General features: G+C 69.5%; 13 protein-coding genes, 2 tRNA genes and 1 pseudogene. 14 read left to right on the top strand and 2 right to left on the bottom strand.

What is annotated here, in order from left to right; all coding sequences use genetic code 11:
• The first annotated feature begins 280 nt into the window (after positions 1-280).
• The 6 genes from ACLQ23_RS23740 (at position 281) to ACLQ23_RS23715 (ending at position 6,728) form a co-directional block, all read left to right on the top strand.
• Positions 281-353: transfer RNA gene (locus ACLQ23_RS23740), tRNA-Asn, on the top strand.
• A 190-nt stretch (positions 354-543) separates the two neighbouring features.
• Positions 544-2,667, top strand: coding sequence for an MMPL family transporter (locus ACLQ23_RS23735; protein WP_355596122.1), 2,124 nt, complete (start codon positions 544-546; stop codon positions 2,665-2,667).
• A complete protein-coding gene (locus ACLQ23_RS23730; protein ID WP_355596124.1) occupies positions 2,657-3,895 on the top strand; it encodes an NAD(P)/FAD-dependent oxidoreductase in 1,239 nt (412 codons plus the stop codon). Before ACLQ23_RS23735 ends, ACLQ23_RS23730 begins: the two co-directional genes overlap by 11 nt.
• A gap of 66 nt (positions 3,896-3,961) precedes the next feature.
• A complete protein-coding gene (locus ACLQ23_RS23725) occupies positions 3,962-4,909 on the top strand; it encodes a hypothetical protein (RefSeq protein WP_355596126.1) in 948 nt (315 codons plus the stop codon).
• The gene (locus tag ACLQ23_RS23720) at positions 4,906-6,588 is read left to right on the top strand and encodes a M16 family metallopeptidase (protein WP_355596128.1); all 1,683 of its coding nucleotides are present in this window, start codon (positions 4,906-4,908) and stop codon (positions 6,586-6,588) included. Before ACLQ23_RS23725 ends, ACLQ23_RS23720 begins: the two co-directional genes overlap by 4 nt.
• A 66-nt stretch (positions 6,589-6,654) precedes the next feature.
• Positions 6,655-6,728, top strand: a tRNA-Ile gene (locus tag ACLQ23_RS23715).
• 176 nt (positions 6,729-6,904) lie between these two features.
• On the opposite strand, the gene ACLQ23_RS23710 is transcribed toward ACLQ23_RS23715, so the two are convergent.
• Positions 6,905-7,774 carry an alpha/beta fold hydrolase gene (locus tag ACLQ23_RS23710; protein ID WP_355596130.1) on the bottom strand — a complete coding sequence of 290 codons (870 nt, stop codon included), beginning with the start codon at positions 7,772-7,774 and terminating at the stop codon, positions 6,905-6,907.
• Positions 7,775-7,864: 90 nt separating this feature from the next.
• Between ACLQ23_RS23710 and ACLQ23_RS23705 the strand changes: the two genes are divergently transcribed.
• Together ACLQ23_RS23705 and ACLQ23_RS23700 are read left to right on the top strand one after the other, a co-directional pair.
• Positions 7,865-8,368, top strand: a complete 504-nt coding sequence (locus ACLQ23_RS23705) for a CGNR zinc finger domain-containing protein (protein ID WP_355596192.1) — start codon at positions 7,865-7,867, stop codon at positions 8,366-8,368.
• Between the two features lie 476 nt (positions 8,369-8,844).
• Positions 8,845-8,967: pseudogene (locus tag ACLQ23_RS23700) on the top strand (VapC toxin family PIN domain ribonuclease); the annotation flags it as partial.
• A gap of 92 nt (positions 8,968-9,059) precedes the next feature.
• Here the strand turns inward: ACLQ23_RS23700 and ACLQ23_RS23695 are convergent.
• On the bottom strand, positions 9,060-9,905 hold the full coding sequence (locus ACLQ23_RS23695) for an aminopeptidase (RefSeq protein ID WP_355596132.1): 846 nt from the start codon (positions 9,903-9,905) through the stop codon (positions 9,060-9,062).
• Positions 9,906-10,320: 415 nt separating this feature from the next.
• Here ACLQ23_RS23695 and ACLQ23_RS23690 point away from each other — a divergent pair, with 415 nt between their 5' ends.
• The 6 genes from ACLQ23_RS23690 (at position 10,321) to ACLQ23_RS23665 (ending at position 17,746) form a co-directional block, all read left to right on the top strand.
• A complete protein-coding gene (locus ACLQ23_RS23690) occupies positions 10,321-11,148 on the top strand; it encodes a cyclase family protein (protein WP_355596134.1) in 828 nt (275 codons plus the stop codon).
• Positions 11,141-12,595, top strand: a complete 1,455-nt coding sequence (locus ACLQ23_RS23685; RefSeq protein WP_355629441.1) for an MmgE/PrpD family protein — start codon at positions 11,141-11,143, stop codon at positions 12,593-12,595. Before ACLQ23_RS23690 ends, ACLQ23_RS23685 begins: the two co-directional genes overlap by 8 nt.
• Entirely contained in the window at positions 12,592-14,058 is a 1,467-nt protein-coding gene (locus tag ACLQ23_RS23680) for a dihydroorotase (protein WP_355629444.1), read from the top strand. Before ACLQ23_RS23685 ends, ACLQ23_RS23680 begins: the two co-directional genes overlap by 4 nt.
• A gap of 38 nt (positions 14,059-14,096) precedes the next feature.
• Entirely contained in the window at positions 14,097-15,137 is a 1,041-nt protein-coding gene (locus ACLQ23_RS23675) for a hypothetical protein (protein WP_355629447.1), read from the top strand.
• A 34-nt stretch (positions 15,138-15,171) separates the two neighbouring features.
• Positions 15,172-16,551 carry an FAD-dependent oxidoreductase gene (locus ACLQ23_RS23670; protein WP_355629449.1) on the top strand — a complete coding sequence of 460 codons (1,380 nt, stop codon included), beginning with the start codon at positions 15,172-15,174 and terminating at the stop codon, positions 16,549-16,551.
• A 130-nt stretch (positions 16,552-16,681) separates the two neighbouring features.
• Positions 16,682-17,746, top strand: coding sequence for a class I SAM-dependent methyltransferase (locus ACLQ23_RS23665; RefSeq protein WP_425881095.1), 1,065 nt, complete (start codon positions 16,682-16,684; stop codon positions 17,744-17,746).

The raw sequence follows: 17,746 nt of genomic DNA, 5'->3' as shown, positions 1-17,746 counted from the left end.
CCGTACCTGACGCGCCGTCGCCCCTCGGGGTTGCCCCGTCGGAGCGACCAATTCGCGCCTGCGTCCTCTGTCCGCAGCTAACTACCCATCCTGCTCCCCGCTCAAGCCTGCTTGTGTGGGGATGGCGATTTGCCCTTATTGCGAATGTGCTGTGTCGCTTACCTGCCCGACCCGATCATGATGACTGAGGGGCGCAACCCACTGGACCATCACCGGGGGATGTCCTGTACTCTTGTCCCGTCGCACGGCACCGGGAGATCCGGGTCCGGGCGGTGCACGATCCCCTGTAGCTCAATTGGCAGAGCAGCCGGCTGTTAACCGGCAGGTTATTGGTTCGAGTCCAATCGGGGGAGCTTCGCTCCACATCAACGCCCGTCGGCCCGACAGCCGGCGGGCGTTTCCGCGTCCCAGCCCTACCCCCTGGCCCTCGATCGGTGCTGGTGGACGGTTTGCCCCTCTCTGGGCGTCCTCGGCCGGCAGGATGGTCGATGTCGACCTAGACTCCGGCTGCGTCGATTGATGCGTCGATTTGGGATGGTGCGGATGTCCGGACGAGGAGGCTTCGGCCGGGCCACGCTTGTCGCGGTGGCCGTCGTGCTGGCCTGGCTCGTGGTCGGTGGCGTGGCCGGGCCGTACGCCGGGCGGTTGAGTGAGGTCTCCACAAACGACAACGCCGCCTTCCTGCCCACCGACGCCGAGGCGACCCGCGCCCAGGACCTCGCTGCCGGGTTCGTCGACCGCGAGACCGTCCCGGCGCTAGTCGTCTACGAGCGGACCTCGGGGATCACCGACGCGGACCGCCAGCGGGTGAGCGCCGACGCGGGCCGGTTCGCCCAGGTGCCCGGCGTGGTCGGCCCGCTGCCGCCGCCGATCCCCAGCGAGGACGGCCAGGCACTCCAGGTAGTCGTGCCTGTGGACGACGCCGAGGGCGAGGAGATCGGCTCGGTCGTCGAGCGGTTGCGCGACATCGCCGGCGGCGAACGGGACGGGCTCAGCGTGGACGTCGCGGGGCCGGCCGGCCTGCTCGCCGACCTGATCGAGGTCTTCGCCGCCATCGACGGGCCACTGCTGCTTGTCACCCTCGTGGTCGTGCTGATCATCCTGCTGGTCGTCTACCGCAGCCCGGTGCTCTGGATCTTTCCGCTGCTGGCCGCCGGCATGTCGTACGCCCTCGCGTCGGTCTTCGTCTACCTGCTGGCCGACGCCGACATCATCAAGCTCAACGGGCAGGCTCAGGGCATCCTCACAGTGCTGGTCTTCGGTGCCGGCACCGACTACGCGCTGCTGCTGATCGCCCGCTACCGCGAGGAACTGCACAGGCACGACCGCCCGTGGGACGCCATGCGTACGGCGTGGAAGGGCGCGGCGCCCGCCATCATCGCCTCCGGCAGCACAGTCATCGTCAGCCTGCTCTGCCTGTTGCTGTCCAGCCTCAACTCCAACCGGGCACTCGGCCCGGTCGCCGCCATCGGCATCGCCGCCACCCTGCTGGTGATGCTGACATTCCTGCCCGCGCTGCTGGTGCTCGGCGGCCGTTGGGCGTTCTGGCCCCGCCGACCGGAGGAGGACCAGGCCGACCCGCGGGCCGAGCACGGCATCTGGAGCCGTATCGCCGGGTTCGTGGCCCGGCACGCCCGCCCGATCTGGCTGAGCACAGCTGTCGTGCTTGCCGTTCTCACGCTCGGTCTCACGCAGCTCGGCGCCACCGCCCTCGGTCAGTCCGACCTGTTCACCCAGCGCACCGATTCGGTGGACGGCCAGGACGTCATCGCCCGGCACTACCCGGCCGGCACCGGCAGCCCGGCCACCATCTTCACCACTGAGCAGACCGCCCGACAGGTGGCACAGGTGGCGCAGGGGGTGCCCGGCGTCGCGGCGGTCCGTCCGCTCACCGCCGGCCCGCAGACCGGCCCACCCGACCCGAACGCCCCGCCGAAGGTCGTCGACGGGCGTGTGGAGTTGGAGGCGACGCTCGCCGACGAGCCGGACAGCGACGGCGCCGAGCAGACCATCCGCAACCTGCGCGTCGCCGTCCACCAGGTGCCCGGCGCGGCCGCTGTGGTCGGCGGCTTCACCGCGATCAACGTGGACACGTCCGACGCCGCCAGACGCGACCAGAACGTCATCATCCCCGTGGTGCTTGCGGTCATCGCTGTCATCCTGGCCCTGCTGCTGCGTGCCCTTCTCGCCCCGCTGCTGCTGATCGCCACAGTCCTGCTCAGCTTCGGCGCCACCCTCGGCCTCTGCGCGCTGCTGTTTCGCCACGTCTTCGACTTCCCCGGCGTGGACACGTCGTTTCCGCTGTTCGCGTTCGTCTTCCTGGTCGCCCTCGGCATCGACTACAACATCTTCCTGATGAGCCGGGTCCGCGAGGAGTCGGTGAAGCGCGGCACCCGGGCCGGTGTGCTCGCCGGTCTCGCCGTCACCGGCGGTGTGATCACCTCCGCCGGCATCGTGCTCGCCGCGACGTTCTCCGCCCTTGCCGTCCTGCCACTTGTGGTGCTCGTCGAGCTGGGAACCGCTGTCGCGGTCGGCGTACTCATCGACACGATCGTCGTCCGGTCGCTGCTGGTGCCGGCGCTCGCGTACGACATCGGGCCGAAAGTCTGGTGGCCGGGCCGGTTGTCCCGGGCGAACGGTGAGCGGGAGGCGCGCGATGCCGGCTGATACGGACGTGGTCATCGTCGGCGGCGGCCTGGCCGGCCTCGCCGCCGCCCGCCGGCTGCACCGCGCCGGCGTGCCGTGGCGGCTGGTGGAGGCCAGCGACCGGCTCGGCGGCCGGGTAGCCACCGACGTCGTCGACGGTTACCTGATCGATAGCGGCTTCCAGGTGCTCAACACCGCGTACCCGAGGCTCGGCACACTTATCGACACCGGGCGGCTGAACCTCGGCTACTTCACCTCCGGCGTGCTGGTGCGCAAGGGCGATCACCTGCTGCGGCTGGTCAACCCGCTGCGCGAGCCGACCGGCGGGCCACGCACCGCGCTCGCCGGCGTCGGCTCGCTGCTCGACCGGGTGCGCTTCGCCGCGCTCGCCACCGGCTGCGCCACGCTGCCCGTGTCCCGGCTGCTCGCCGCGCCCGAGACCACCACCGAGACGGCGCTGCGCCGCGCCGGCCTCTCCGACGCGATCATCGAGGAGTTGCTGCGCCCGTTCCTGTCCGGAGTGTTCATCGACCGCGAGCTGGCGACCTCCAGCCATGTGCTCGCGATGGTGCTGCGCTCCTTCGCCCGCGGCCGGATCGGCCTGCCCGCCGACGGGATGGCCGCGCTGCCCCGGGCCATCGCCGACCCGCTGCCGGCCGACCTGCTCGACCTGGACACCCCGGTCACGCAGGTCGCGCCCCGCCTGGTCCGTACCCGGGACGGCGAAATCCACTGCCGGGCCGTCGTGGTCGCCGTCGACCCGCCCGCCGCGTCCGCGCTGCTTCCGGCCCTGGCGAGGGTACGCATGCACAGCTACACCACCTACTACCACAGTGCGCCCGAACCGCCGCTCGACGAACCGATCCTGCTCGTCGACGGCGACCGGCGGGAGATCGTCGCCAACACGGTGGTGCTCAGCAACGCGGCCCCGACGTACGCGCCGGACGGTCGGCACCTCGTCGCCACGTCGGTGGTCGGACCGACCGCCCCGCCCGAGCCGACCATTCGGGCCGAACTGACCCGGCTGTACGGTCGATCCACCGCCGACTGGACCCACCTCACCACAGTGGCCGTCCCGGACGCGCTGCCCGCCGCGCCGCCACCGCAGGGGCGACTGCGCAAACCCGTGGGGCTGGGGCAGGGGCTGTTCGTGGCCGGTGACCACCGGGACAGCCCGTCCGTCCAGGGTGCACTCGCCAGCGGTTGGCGCGCCGCCGGGGCGGTTCTGGAGGAGCTGCGCGCGACGTAGCCCGGCGTCGGAGGGCCAGAAAAAGCGGGACATCGGAGGCTTAGTTGATCACCTATGATCCCCGCCATGCCCGCACCTCTTCCGGCTCCCACCTTCGATGCCGGTGCCGCGTACCCCGAGGTCAACGACCTGCGTAAGGCGCTCGACGCCGCCGACTGGCCCGCCGTGCGGGCGCTGTTCGTCGACCGCGACCAGGACAGCCGTACGCTGCTCGTCGGGGAAGGCGGCAGCCACGCCAAGACCGACATGTTCCTGCGCCGGGTGTACGACGAGGACCCCACCGACGCCCTCGCCGGCGTACTGCTCGGCACCCACCTCATCCGTGCGGAATGGCAGATCCGCAGCGGCGCCCGAGCCCAGGACGTCAGCCGGTCGCAGTTCGACCAGTTCCATGACCACCTGCGCCGCGCCGAACAGGTGCTCATCGACGTCACCGCCCGACACCCCGACGACGCGGCCGCGTGGACCCAACGCATCACCCTCGCCCGGGGCCTCGAACTCGGCCAGAACGAGGCGCGCCGCCGCTACGACCGGCTCGCCCACCACCACCCCCACCACATGCCCGCACAGGCGAGTCTGCTCCAGCAGCTCTGCCCGAAGTGGAGCGGCGACTGGGACCGGATGTTCGCGTTCGCCCGCGAGTGCGCCCAGGCCGCACCCGACGGGGCGCCCAACGCCGCGCTGATCGCCGACGCGCACCTGGAACGCTGGCTCGACTTCGACAGCGCGCGGGAGCAGACGGCATACCTGCGAAGCACGCCAGTGGTGGACGAGATCATGCAGGCCGCCCAGAAATCCGTGCTGCACCCGGACTTCGCCGATCGGTCGGACTGGGTCTGGGCCCGCTCGATGTTCGCGCTGATGTTCAGCCTGACCGAGCAATGGTCCGCCGCCGCGAGCCAGTTCACCGCCCTCGGCAACCTGGGCAGTGAGTTCCCCTGGATCTACGTCGACGGGGCCGAAGGATTCACGAAGTACCGCGCCAAGGCGTACGCGAAGGGTGGCCAGTCGTGATCCAGCACCTGGACGTGGACGGGGTGCCCACGCTGCTCGCCCCCACCGGCGGGCCGATGCACGCCGGGTTGACCTTCCGGGTCGGCACCGCAGACGAGACGCTCGCCCGGGCCGGCATCACCCACCTCATCGAGCACCTCGCGCTCGCGCCGCTCGGCCTGGCCGACTACCACATCAACGGCATGACCGCCCCCGCGTACACAATGTTCCACACCCAGGGCTCCGAAGCCGACATCGCGGCGTTCCTCACCGCGGTCTGCGCACACCTTCAGGACCTGCCGCTGGCGAGGCTGGAGGTCGAGAAGGAGATCCTGCGCACCGAGTGGAGCAGCCGGGGCGCCGCCGCGATAGACGACATCCCGCTGTGGCGACACGGTGCCCGGGACTTCGGGTTGACCAGCTACCCGGAGTGGGGCCTCGGCGCGCTCACCGCCGACGACCTGCGCGAGTGGGCGGCCCGGTGGTTCACCCGGGAGAACGCGGTGCTCTGGATCGCCGGCGGACGGGTGCCCGCCGGACTTCGACTCGCGCTGCCCGCCGGGGTCCGTCAGCCCGTACCGGTGGCCTCGTCGGCACTGCCGCAGACCCCGGCGTACTTCGTCAGCGGCTCCCGGGCCGTGGTGCTCGACTCCGTGGTGCGCCGCAGCACCGCCGCCAACATCTTCTCCGGGGTGCTGGAGCGCGAGCTGTACCGATCGCTGCGCCAGGACGCCGGCCTGTCCTACACCACCACCACTGGGTACGAGCCGCGCGGCGACGGGTACGCGTCGCTGCGGGCCCTCGCCGACGCGCTGGCGGAGAAGCAGGACGCCGTGCTCGGCGGCTTCATCGACGTCCTCGCCAAGATGCGGGTCGGGCGGATCGAGCAGGCGGACCTCGACGCCACAGTCGCCAAGCGGGAGGACTTTCTCGGCATCGCGGAGGTGGACGCCGCACGGCTGCCGTCGTACGCCCTCAACGTGCTGACCGGGCAGCCGAACTCCACAATCGACGAGCACCGGGCCGAACTGAAGGCCGTCAACCTCACCGACCTGCACGAGGTGGCGGGGGAGATGATGGCGTCGGCGCTGCTGATGGTGCCCGGCGGCCACCGCGCCGACTGGGCCGGCTTCGTCGCCGCGCCCACCCACTCCGCCGACACCGTCGACGGCACCACGTACCGGGCGAAGCAGGGCGCCGGCGGCCTCCGCGTCGGCACGGACGGGGTGACCTACCTGAACCCGAGCGGGCCGCTCACCGTTCGCTACGACAGCTGCTCGGCAATGCTCGCCTGGCCGGACGGCGCCCGACAGCTGATCGGCGCGGACGCCATCGTGCTGCACATCGAGCCGACAATGCTCGAACTGCCCCCGGGCACGATCCAGGCCATCGACGCCGCGGTGCCGTCCGACCGGCACGTCACCATGCCGGCCCGCACGCCGGAGCAGATCCCCCAACCGAAGCCGATCGCTCACCAGGAAGAGCCCGCCGGACGTTCCTGGTGGGAGATTCCGGTGATGGTGCTCAGCAGCCTGGGCACCCTGCTGATGGGCGGCTTCTGCCTGCTGCTGACCATCGGCATGTTCGCCGCAGACAGCAGTCCGGACGACAATTGGTTCTGGGGCGTCATCGCAGTTGGTTGGCTGCTCACTGTTATCCTCGCGTTGCCCATCGTGCTGCTCAACCGACGGCGGCGGTGATGAGGTGGGGCCGGATCACTGCTGGCCTGTGATCCACCGGGCGGGATAAGATCCGGCGCGGTGTCAGGGGCGGTAGCTCAGCCGGTTAGAGCAGGGGACTCATAATCCCTCGGTCGCGGGTTCGAGTCCCGCCCGCCCCACCGACCGATGTCATTCGGCTCTTGGCCTGCGCTTCTTGGCTCGTATGCCGTCCTGGGCGGGCGAGTCGGCAGACCGGCAACGCGACCAGCACCTCATGGCCCCCAACCTGGCATCGGCCAGCCACCGCCCATGGCGACCATGCAGTGGTCGACCATGTGCGGCGTTGACATTGAGGTCAGCTGGGGCTCAGTGCTCGGTCGAGGAAGGCCCTGGTGAGTTCGGTGACTTCGTCAAGATTGCTCTCCAGCAGGAAGTGCCCCCCGTCCAGGAGGTGCACCTCGGCGTCGGGCAGGTCTTCGCCGAAGGCTGTCGCTCCACCCGGTGAAAAGATCTGGTCGTTGCCACCCCATACCGCCAGTACGGGAATCCGGTTGATCCGCAGGTGCTCCTGAAGTCGGGGGTACAGAGCGCGGTTCGTCCGGTAGTCGTGGAACAGGCGCAGCTGGACCTCGTCGTTGCCCGGGCGCTGCAGCAGAGCGTGGTCCAGCGTCCAGGTGTCGGGGCTGACCACGCTCGGGTCCGGCACGCCGTGGGTGTACTGCCAGACGACGGCGTCACGTTCCAGAGCTGTGCGCACGGCCGCCTCGGTCTGCGGGTTGCGGTTCTCGCCGTACGTCCAGATCGGGTTCCAGAATTCGGGGACGAAGCCGGCCTCGTAGCCGTTGCCGTTCTGGCTGATGACGGCGCTGACCGGGCTGTGGGGCTGCAGGGCGAGCCGCCACCCGACCGGCGCGCCGTAGTCCTGCACGTAGATGGCGTACCGCTGCAGGCCGAGTTGGTCGAGCAGGCCGGCGGTGAGCCGGGCGAGCGAGTCGAAGCTGTAATCGAACTCGTCGACCGTAGGACTGTCCGACTGACCGAAGCCGAGGTAGTCGGGGGCGATCACGTGGTATCTGTCGGCCAGCCTCGGGATCAGCTCGCGGAACATGAACGAGCTGCTGGGGTAGCCATGCAGCAGCACCAGGGCGGGAGCGTCGGACGGACCCGCCTCCCTGTAGAAGAGCCGATGCCCCTCCACGACGGCGTATCGGTGGAACACTCGCATGTCTAACCTCCATTGCATGATTTGGTGGTTATGAAGCTAATGCTAAGCTCCTAACCATGCAAGCTGGCAATGGAGGTTAGTTCAGTGACCATGATCTCCACCGACGAGGAACTCCTGCTGTTCATCCTCAACAGCACCCCGGTGATCGACGGCGAGGCGAAGGACCTCCTCGCCGACGCGGCCGAGGCGCGATCGAGGCTGCGCGGCCTCGGCGGGACCGGCACCCGGGAGGAGTTGGACGCCGTACGCTCCGCCCGACCTCTGTTGCAGGAGGTGGCCCGCAGCGATCGCCCCGCCGACTCCCTCGCACCACTACTGGTCGGTGTGCATCAGGCACCCCGGCTGACAGCGACGCGGCTCGACTGGTCGCTGATCGCCCCGCCGGATCACCGCAGCGTCGCTCGGGCAGTGCTCAGCTGGGCCGCCTTGCGCGAAAGCGCGCCCGGCCGCCTCCGACCCTGCGCGAACGACGAGTGCCGCCTCTTTCTGGTCGACCGAAGTCGTTCGAACACCGCACGCTGGTGCTCGATGGCAACCTGCGGTAACCGACTGAAGGCCCGCCGGCACTACCGCAGGATTAGGACGGAACCCTGACCGGCCCGGGGGCGGCCGACGACAGCGATCTCCGCCACCTGGTCCAGGTCGTCCTCGAACAGGTCCGCGTACACGTCAAGGCGGCCCCGCCAGGCGGGCCGCGCCGGCCCAGCCGGCCACGCTTGGGAGTCACAGGATCGGAAGACCTCAGGGCTCTGCCCCGAACCCCGGCCCTCCTCAGAGATGCCGGGCGGATCACCTCGCCGGGCACCACAAGGTCTGGACGGTCTACGACTGCCCGACGAGGAGATCCACCAATAGGCGAGGCACGTTGAACCGTTACCGGTCAGGCGCATGCAAGCGCAGGTCTCACCGCTGCCTAAGCGCTCCTGCTCTCTCATACGCGCTCCCGAGAATGGGCTATCGGAGGTCGTGGTCCGGTTTAGATCTTGCAACCTCAACCAGACGTGAGCTCAAGCATGTCCAGCTGTGAGCGCGGTAACAGCAACGGAGCCGGACGGACCGTGAGCTAGTCAAAGGTCATGTCCATGATCAGAGGCAAGGTCCTAGGAGGGAAGCTCGGCCCTGCTCGGGCGCGGGAGGCGGTCGACACCCTGCCCTCGTTGGTCATCGATGACGTGGGCGTCGCAATGCTGCTTGTGGGAGGGCCCATGCTGGTGCCGCGCCGGGCGGACGTCACCGTGCAACCCAGCTCATCGCATTCGCCAATCTGGTGATGGCCGGCCTGTGACTATGCGGCGTCAACCTCGCGGGAACTGCGCGATGCGCCGACGGTCACCAGCCCCACACCGGCGAGCGTGATTGCGGCGCTAACGGCCCATGACACCTGAGGGAAGCTGTCCGCCGACGTGTTCACCCTCATCCCTGGCTCCAGGAACGCGTCGGTGGGAGGTCCGGTCGCGATCACCCAGTCTGACCATGCCGCAGCCAGTTCCGAGCAGGCGCGAGCCGCTGCGACTGACAGCAGGAACAACCCCAATGGGAGCAGCCGACGCCGGTCGGCCCGCCACCCTGACAGCGCGAATGCTCCCATGGCCACAACTGCTGCCAGCAACGCCGGCCACACCGTCGCGGCCAGGTCGAGCAGCGGTTGACGGTCGCTGCCGCGCGCGAGGCTCAGCCCGAGCCAGGCGAGCAGCACCAGCGCGAGGACGCTCGTCACCAGACCTCCGCGCCTGCCGCGTGACGGCAACGCCAACGCGCCAGCCGCGAGACAGACAACGCCGAGCAGCAGACCGAGGGCTGCGAGCCTCTCGCGGTCGATCATCTCCCGTGCCGGCTCCGACATGGCGGTTGTCGCCACCCCTTGGCCGTACGTCAGCCAGCCTGCTTCGTCGGCCTGCTGCTGCCACCAGAGCAGCCTTGTCGTCGCTACTGCGGCGAGTAGCCCGATGCCGGCGGCGATCGGCCACCTCACTCGACGTGCACCTCGTTGCAGCAGCACGTACCCGAGCAGGGCGAGCAACGTGACAAGTGTGAACTGCAACGACGCGGCAGGCATGGCGAGCAGCGTCGCCGCGATCGAGAGCAGACCAGCCACTGCGGATCCGACGAGCAGACCGGACGAGGGACGCATGGCCAAGATCGTGGCAGGAAGCGGACGCGAATGTGGCCCCGAAAGGGCTGCTCCCGACGGTATCTCCCTCGCATGCACGCTGCCTGAGAATTCCTTTATGCGGAACAGTGGTTCGGAATAGTCGGGCCCGGGCAGTCGGAATCAACCGTTCGGCTTGGCGAGCCAACTCTCAGACCTATTGACTTACCTGCGCGTACGCGACCTGCGGAACTGCTGCCAGTGCGGCTTGACGGGCAATCCGGCGGGAGCGGTCAAATCGGCGCTTGAAGCACGTCGCCCAAGCCACTGTTCCATGTAGCGCAACCATGTTCCGCTCTGCGTTTTTCTCCGCTAGTCTTCCCTCACCACGACGGCGGGGGCCGGACGGCGAAGAGGGCCAACAGTGCCCTACCGAGAGCGGAGGGGCAGGGGTCACGTGCCGAACAACGTCTTGATCGAAGCCGTGCGGAAGGGGGTGCGCGTCTTCGACCTCGGTCGGCTTCTCTTCGTGGGAATGCCCCAGTCGCCCAACCACCCGCACTACTGGCACGCGCTGCCGCGCCGGCACGGGGACATGGTGCGGGCCGACGGCGGCTCCGCCTCGAACGACATCATCACGATGGGCACCCACGTCGGCACACACATCGATGCCTTCGCCCACGTGTCGCAGGACGGTCGCCTCGTCGACGGTTCGGACGCCTATGACGCCTCGGCGGGTGGTCGCTTCGCCAAGCTCGGAGCGCACACCATTCCCCCAATGGTGTGCCGTGGCGTCCTGCTCGACGTGCCGACGGCCCTCGGCACCCCGGAGGGGTGTGCTCCCGGCTACGAGATCACGCCCGATGACCTGGAGGCCACCCTCGAACGGCAGGGCGGGTCCATCGAGGCCGGCGACGTCGTCCTGATCCGCAGTGGCTGGGGGCGACACTTCGACAACCCGGACCGTTCCGTGTTCATCGGCGGCGACTCCGGCGTACCGGGCATCGGCGAGGCCGGCGCGCGTTGGCTCGCGGAGCGGGGAGTCCTCGCCGCGGGCGCGGACACCATCGCCTTCGAGTGCCTCCGGCCCGGCGCGGGGCACAGTGTCCTGCCCGCGCACCGGGTGCTGCTCGTCGAGTCGGGCATCTACATCATGGAGACGCTCGACCTTGAGGACCTCGCCGCGCAGCGCGTGCACGAGTTCGTCTTCGTCGCCTCGCCGCTCAAGTTCTACGGCGCGACCGGCTCGCCCATCCGCCCGTTGGCGGTGACGACCGGTGAATGAGGTGACCCTCGCGCAGACGATCGCGCGCTTCGCCGCCCAGACCCGTTACGAGGACCTGCCCCACGAGGTGGTGGCCAGTGTGCGGCAGCGAGTTCTGGACACCCTCGGCATCTGTATCGCGGCGCAGAGCCTCGACAGCAGCCGGGCGGTCATCGACTACGTCGCCGAGCAGGGCGGTGCTCCTCAGGCTCGCGCGATCGGCGTGCCGCACCGGGTTCCCGCCGCGCTGGCCGCCTTCGGCAACGGGGTGCTGGCGCACTCCCTCGACTACGACGACACGCACCTGCCGTCCGTACTCCACCCGAGCGCGAGCATCGTGCCGAGCGTGCTTGCCGCCGCCGAACGTGCCGGCGCCGATGGGCGTACGGCGGTCACTGCCATCGCCGTGGGCCTGGAGGTCTGCGTCCGCATCGGCATGGCCGGCTACGACCGGGAGGCCGGCAACTCCGTGTTCTTCGAGCACGGGCAGCACGCGACCTCCATCTGCGGTGCCCTCGGTGGGGCGGTGGCAGTGGGTGTCATCCTCGGTCAGAACGAGGAACAGCTCACGAGTTCCCTCGGGGTCGCGGCGTCCATGGCCGCAGGCATCATCGAGGCCAACCGCACCGGTGGCAACGTCAAGCGACTGCACTGCGGCTGGGCCGCGCACTCCGCCGTGACCGCCGCCGACCTGGTCAGCCGGGGCATCACGGGGCCGCCGACAGTCCTCGAAGGACGGTTCGGGTTCTTCCAGGCGTTCCTGCGCGGCGAGTTCGACGCCGCCGCCATCGTCGAGGGCCTGGGAACCGAGTGGGAGGTGCCCAGGATCTTCTTCAAGCCGTACCCCGCGAACCACTTCACCCACGCCGCCATCGACGCGGCCACCGGGCTGCGGCGCCGCGGAGTGGACCACCGCGAGGTACGTCGCCTCACCCTCGGTGCTCCCGCGCCGGTGATCCGGACGATCGGTGAGCCGATCGAGGGCAAGCGTCGCCCGACCACTGGCTATCAGGCCCAGTTCTCGGGCCCGTACGCGGTGGCCGTCGGCCTGCTCGGCGGAGGTGGTGGCCTCGGGGTCGCCCTCGACGACTACACCGACGCCCTCGCGGTCGACCCCACGCGTCGGGAGATCATGGACAAGGTGAGCGTCGTCGCCGACGACGAGTGCACCAAGATCTTCCCCAGCCAGTTCCCGGCGGTCCTCACCGCCGAACTCGTCGACGGCTCGGAGGTCACCGAGCGGGTCCTCGTCAACCGGGGCGGTCCGGAGAACCCGCTCTCCGACGACGAGGTCGCCCTCAAGTTCCGTGACAACGCCGGTCGGCACCTTCCCGAGACGGTGGTGGCGCGGATCGCCGCGCACTCGCTGGCTCTCGACGAATTGAGCGATGTCGGAATCGTCCTCTCGTCGCTCGACGACGCGGCGGATTCCGCGAACACCAGCGCCGCGCAGGAGGGCCAGCTATGAACTACGACCTCATCGTCCGCAACGTTCGTCTCGTCACCCACGAGTCGCCGCAGACCGTGCTCACCGACATCGCCGTGACGGACGGGCGGGTGGCCGCCGTCGGTCACCTCGGCGATGTCACAGCGACGACGACCGTCGACGGTGGTGGCAAGCTCGCACTGCCGGGTGTCGTCGACGCCCACCAGCACTGGGGCATCTACAACCCGCTGGAGATCGACGCGGAGACCGAGTCGAAGGCGGCTGCCCAGGGCGGCGTGACGACGGGCCTCAACTACATCCGCACCGGGCAGTACTACCTCAACAAGTCCGGCGCGTACCGGGACTTCTTCCCCGAGGTCCTCGAGCGCACGCAGGGCCGGGCGTACATCGACTACGCCTTCCACCTGGCGCCGATGTCCAAGGAGCACATCAGCGAGATCCCCGAGCTGATCGAAGAGCACGGCGTCTCGTCGTTCAAGATCTTCATGTTCTACGGCGGCTACGGCCTGCACGGCCGGTCGGCTGACCAGAGCTCGTTCCTGATGACGCCGGAGGGGGAGCGCTACGACCTCGCGCACTTCGAGTTCGTCATGCGCGGCATCCAGGCCGCCCGGAACGCCGCGCCGCAGATCGCCGACTCGATCTCGCTCAGCCTGCACTGTGAGACCGCCGAGATCATGTCGGCCTACACCGCGATGGTCGAGCAGGAGGGACAGCTCACCGGGCTCGAGGCGTACTCCGCTTCCCGGCCGGCGCACTCCGAGGGCCTGGCGATCTCCATCGCCTCCTACCTCGCGCACGAGACGCAGCTGGCGAACATCAACCTGCTGCACCTGAGTGGACGCAAGGCCGTCGAGGCTGCGCTGCTCATGGCGCGTACGTTCCCGCACATCAACTTCCGCCGCGAGGTCACCATCGGTCACCTCGTCGCCGACTACCACAGCGCGTCCGGCATCGGCGGCAAGGTGAACCCGCCGCTGCGCTCGCGTGACGACGTCGAGGGCCTGTGGGAGCACGTCCTCGCCGGCGAGATCGACTGGGTGGTGAGCGACCACGCCTGCTGCCGTGACGAGATGAAGTTCGGGTCCGAGCGTGACAACGTCTTCGTTGCCAAGTCCGGCTTCGGTGGCGCGGAGTACCTCCTGCCGGCGCTGATCAGCGAGGGCCGCAAGCGTGGCCTCGGCTGGGACCGGATCGCGGCCCTCACCGCCTGGAACCCCGCCGAGCGGTACGGGCTGTCCGGCCGCAAGGGCGTCATCAAGGTGGGGTACGACGCGGACTTCTGCCTCGTCGACGACTCCCGGTCGTGGACGGTACGCGCCGAGGACTCCCTGTCGACGCAGGAGTACACGCCGTTCGAGGGCTTCGAGCTGTCCGCATCGGTAACCGACACGTTCGTACGCGGCCACCACGTCCTTGCCGACGGTGCCATCCAGGGCACGCCCCGCGGTGAGTACCAGCGGCGCCCGCTGACCAGCGAGTAAGACCCGGCAGAACGGCGTGACGGATGGGAGACCGCACGATGCGTATGGACGGGTTCGTCCTGGGGGCCGGCCCCGCCGGTCGCTGCGATGACTACCGGGTCGGCGGTGCCGTCGTGCACCGTACCGACGACGGCTGGCTCATGTGGTACTACTGCCGGGACCGCGCCTACGACCGGCCGGCGCCGGGAACGCTGGGGTCCGGGCGGGTGGCCCTGGCCACCTCGCGCGACGGCATCCGGTGGAAGCGGTACGACGGCCCGGACGAACTCGGCTCGGTGTTCGCCCCGAGCGGTGACCCGACGAGCTTCGACGCCTCCCATGTCGGGCTCACCGACGTCACCTTCGACGGCAGGCTCTGGCACCTCTGGTACTTCGGGGGTGACCTGACCGAACGGGCGAGCAGGACGGCGCTCGGTGCGGTGACGGGTCTCGGGATGCGCCCGGGGCACGCCACGAGCCCGGACGGGGTGACGTGGACACGCGTCCCCGGCCCGGCCACCGGCGGCGCCCTGCTCGACTACGCGCCGGACCGGCTGTACTGCGCGTGGCCGAACGTCTTCGGTGACCACGACGGGACGCTCTACGTCCAGACGACCTCACCGACCCTCGACCTCGGCACGTTCCGTACCGACACGTTCACGTCCACCGACGGGGTCGTGCTTACCGACGTGGGGCCGCTCGTCTGGGCCGACGGCGTACGGCAGTGGGACGAGGGGGGCATCGTGACGCGGCAGGTGCTCCCCAACCCGTTCGACGGAGGGCGTCGCTGGTTGATGCTCTACACCGGCCTCGACGAGCACCACGGCCGTTCGGTGGCGACAGCCGATTCCGACGACGGCCGGCACTGGCACCACCAGTCCGACGGTCCGGTACTGACCGCCGGGGAGCCCGGCGCGTGGGACAGCCTCGGAGCGGCGGCGACCCGGCTGGTCCCGGTCGACGGCCGGCTGCACCTCTACTACTACGGCTTCAGCTCGCTCGCCGACGACGACTCGCCACGCGGGATCGGCCTCGCGATCGCCGACCGCCGGCCAGGGGCATCGTTCCGACGCGTCAGGGTGCCCGACGAACAGCACTGAGGTGGCCTCTCGGGCACCCGAAGGAGGAAATGAGATGGCGGACGTCAACCTGCTCGTGGCTGGCGCGGGCGGCGGCATCGTCGCGGCGTTGCGGGCCCAGGAGCTCGGTCTCTCGGTCGCGGTGATCGACGCGAACGAGCACTTTCTGCGGGCGAACAACACGTCGATGTCGACCGCCATGATTCCGGGTGCCGGATCGCGGTTCCAGCGCGAGGCGGGAGTCGAGGACTCGCCGGAGACCTTCGCCGAGGACGTCCGACGCAAGACCAAGGGGCGTGCCAACCCGGTCGTCACCGAGGCGTTGAGTCAGATCTCGGCCCCCCTCGTCGAGTGGCTCGCCGACTCGCTCGAACTCCCGCTCGAACTCGTCACGGACTTCGAGTACCCCGGGCACAGGCGGCACCGGTGCCACACAGTGCCGGGGCGGCACGGCACGATCCTGCTCGGCATGCTCCACCGTGTCGCCCGGGAGCGGGGGATCGACGTCATCGTCCCCGCGCGCCTGGTGACGGCCCGGCACGAGGGTGACGTCGTCATCGCCGTGACCGAGCAGCCGGACGGGACGCGGGAGGAGATCTCCTGCGACGCCCTCGTCCTCGCGACAAACGGTTTCGGAGCCGACCCGGCGCTCATCGCCGAGCACACCCCGGAGATCGCCGGCGCCGTCTACCACGGCAGTGAAGCCTCGCGCGGCGACGCCCTGCGCATCGGGCAGACGTTCGACGCGGCAGTCGACTGCATCGACGCGTACCAGGGCCATGGCGCGCTCTCGCTCAGCGGCACGCTCGTCGGTTGGGCGACTGTGATGCACGGCGGGTTCATCGTCAACACGAACGGGAACCGCTTCGCCGACGAGACCCAGGGCTACTCCGAGTTCGCGGCCCTCGAACTCACCCAGCCGGACAACCGCGCGTTCATCATCTTCGACCAGCGGATCCACGACGCCTGTCTCGCCTTCGAGGACTTCCGCCAGACCAAGGAGTCCGGGGTGCTGCGGCAGGGCAACTCGGTGGCCGAGCTGGCCGAGCGGATGGGTCTGCCCGCCGACCGGCTCGAGGCGTCCTTCACGGAGGCGGCTGCCGGCCGCCTCGGCGGGACCGACAGGTACGGGCGTTCCCGGTGGGGCGACGTGGACCTTGTCGCTCCGTTCTACGGGGTCGAGGTGCGTCCCGCGCTCTTCCACACTCAGGGAGGGCTTTCCGTTGACGCGACGGCGCGCGTCCTCAATGGCGCCGGTGCTCCCATTGCCGGGCTCTACGCGGCCGGTGGTGCCGCCGTGGGCATCAGCGGCAGGGGAGCGGACGGCTACCTGGCCGGCAACGGGCTGCTCGCGGCACTTGGACTCGCCTTCATCGCGGCCGAGGACGCGGGCCGGCGGCTGCTGTCGCGGACGGATGGCCAATCGGCCGTTTGACCAGGGTGAAAGCGGCTGTTCGAGTTGCGTCAGCCTCTTGTCCAGCCGACGATCACGTCGCTACGCTGCACCCAGCGGAAAGACGTTACATATAAAGGAATCTGCGGCGCTCGCCCTTGGAGGTACGAACGTGAAGACGGGTCTCAAGCAGCGTGGCCGGGCCAACTTCAACCTGCTGGCGGATCTGGCCGCGTGGAGCGGCCGGGAGCTGCAGGCATCGGCCGAGCAGACGCTGGGCAAGCAGTTGGAGAACAGGACCCTCCCCGAAGGCGCCCGCGAGCGGCTGCGCCTCGGCTATGAACTGCTCGGCAACTCCAGGTCCTTTGCCTGGGACCGCTTCTACACCCGGGTCATCGCCGAGCGTCAGTACGTAGCGGCGCTGGAGGCGTACGAGGACGGAGAGGCGGAGATCCGGGCCGAGTACGAGGCGAACGCCGACAAGGGCGGGGTGCTCGAACTCAACCCGGACGTCGAGATCCCCGAGTACTGGACGACGGAGTTCCACCTCACGCCCGGTGGCTGGGACGGCCACGAGCACATGGGCTTCATGATCCACGACTACGTCTACGACCTGATCTTCGCGACCGGTGGGATCGGCGCCATCAAGCCCGGCGACCACTTCTCCGACCTGCGCTACGTGGCCGCCGTCGAGGGCAACCGCGACCACTACGACAACATCCTCGAACTCGGCATCGGGACCGGCCGCTACGCCCTGGCCCTTCAGCGCGCCTACCCGAACGCGAAGATCCACGGCGTCGACCTCGGCGCGACCGAGCTGCTGCACGCCAAGCTCATCGCCGCCCGCAGCGGCTTCGAGTGGAACCTGCGCCAGGCCCAGGCCGAGGCCACCGGCTACGACGCGGACACCTTCGACCTCACCTCGGCCTTCATCCTCTTCCACGAGATCCCGGCGCCGGCCGCCAAGGCCGTTGTCCAGGAAGCCTTCCGGGTGACGAAGCCGGGCGGGGAGTTCCTGGTCGCCGACGTGGCGCCCTACAGCGAGCACGAGAACCTCTTCCGCTCCGTCGTGCTCGACTGGGAGACGGAGAACCGCAACGAGCCGTTCTGGCGTGGCGCGCTCCTCACCGACCGCAAGGCACTGCTCGAATCCGCCGGGTTCGTCGACGTCCAGGAATGCAGCGTGGGCACGGCCAACTACCCGTGGATCACCAAGGGCGTCAAGCCCGCAGCCTGA

Origin of the sequence: Micromonospora sp. DT41, assembly GCF_049841715.1 — a bacterium.
GTDB classification, from domain to species: Bacteria; Actinomycetota; Actinomycetes; order Mycobacteriales; family Micromonosporaceae; genus Micromonospora; species Micromonospora profundi.
This window is presented reverse-complemented; position numbering and strand designations above follow the sequence as displayed.

Excerpts from the sequence above, each read along its gene's own strand:
- ACLQ23_RS23675 (WP_355629447.1), top strand. The coding sequence starts at position 14,097 with ATGCGTATGGACGGGTTCGTCCTGGGGGCCGGCCCCGCCGGTCGCTGC.
- ACLQ23_RS23680 (WP_355629444.1), top strand. The coding sequence starts at position 12,592 with ATGAACTACGACCTCATCGTCCGCAACGTTCGTCTCGTCACCCACGAG.
- ACLQ23_RS23695 (WP_355596132.1), bottom strand. The coding sequence starts at position 9,905 with ATGCGTCCCTCGTCCGGTCTGCTCGTCGGATCCGCAGTGGCTGGTCTG.
- ACLQ23_RS23710 (WP_355596130.1), bottom strand. The coding sequence starts at position 7,774 with ATGCGAGTGTTCCACCGATACGCCGTCGTGGAGGGGCATCGGCTCTTC.
- ACLQ23_RS23725 (WP_355596126.1), top strand. The coding sequence starts at position 3,962 with ATGCCCGCACCTCTTCCGGCTCCCACCTTCGATGCCGGTGCCGCGTAC.
- ACLQ23_RS23735 (WP_355596122.1), top strand. The coding sequence starts at position 544 with ATGTCCGGACGAGGAGGCTTCGGCCGGGCCACGCTTGTCGCGGTGGCC.
- ACLQ23_RS23705 (WP_355596192.1), top strand. The coding sequence starts at position 7,865 with ATGATCTCCACCGACGAGGAACTCCTGCTGTTCATCCTCAACAGCACC.
- ACLQ23_RS23730 (WP_355596124.1), top strand. The coding sequence starts at position 2,657 with ATGCCGGCTGATACGGACGTGGTCATCGTCGGCGGCGGCCTGGCCGGC.
- ACLQ23_RS23670 (WP_355629449.1), top strand. The coding sequence starts at position 15,172 with ATGGCGGACGTCAACCTGCTCGTGGCTGGCGCGGGCGGCGGCATCGTC.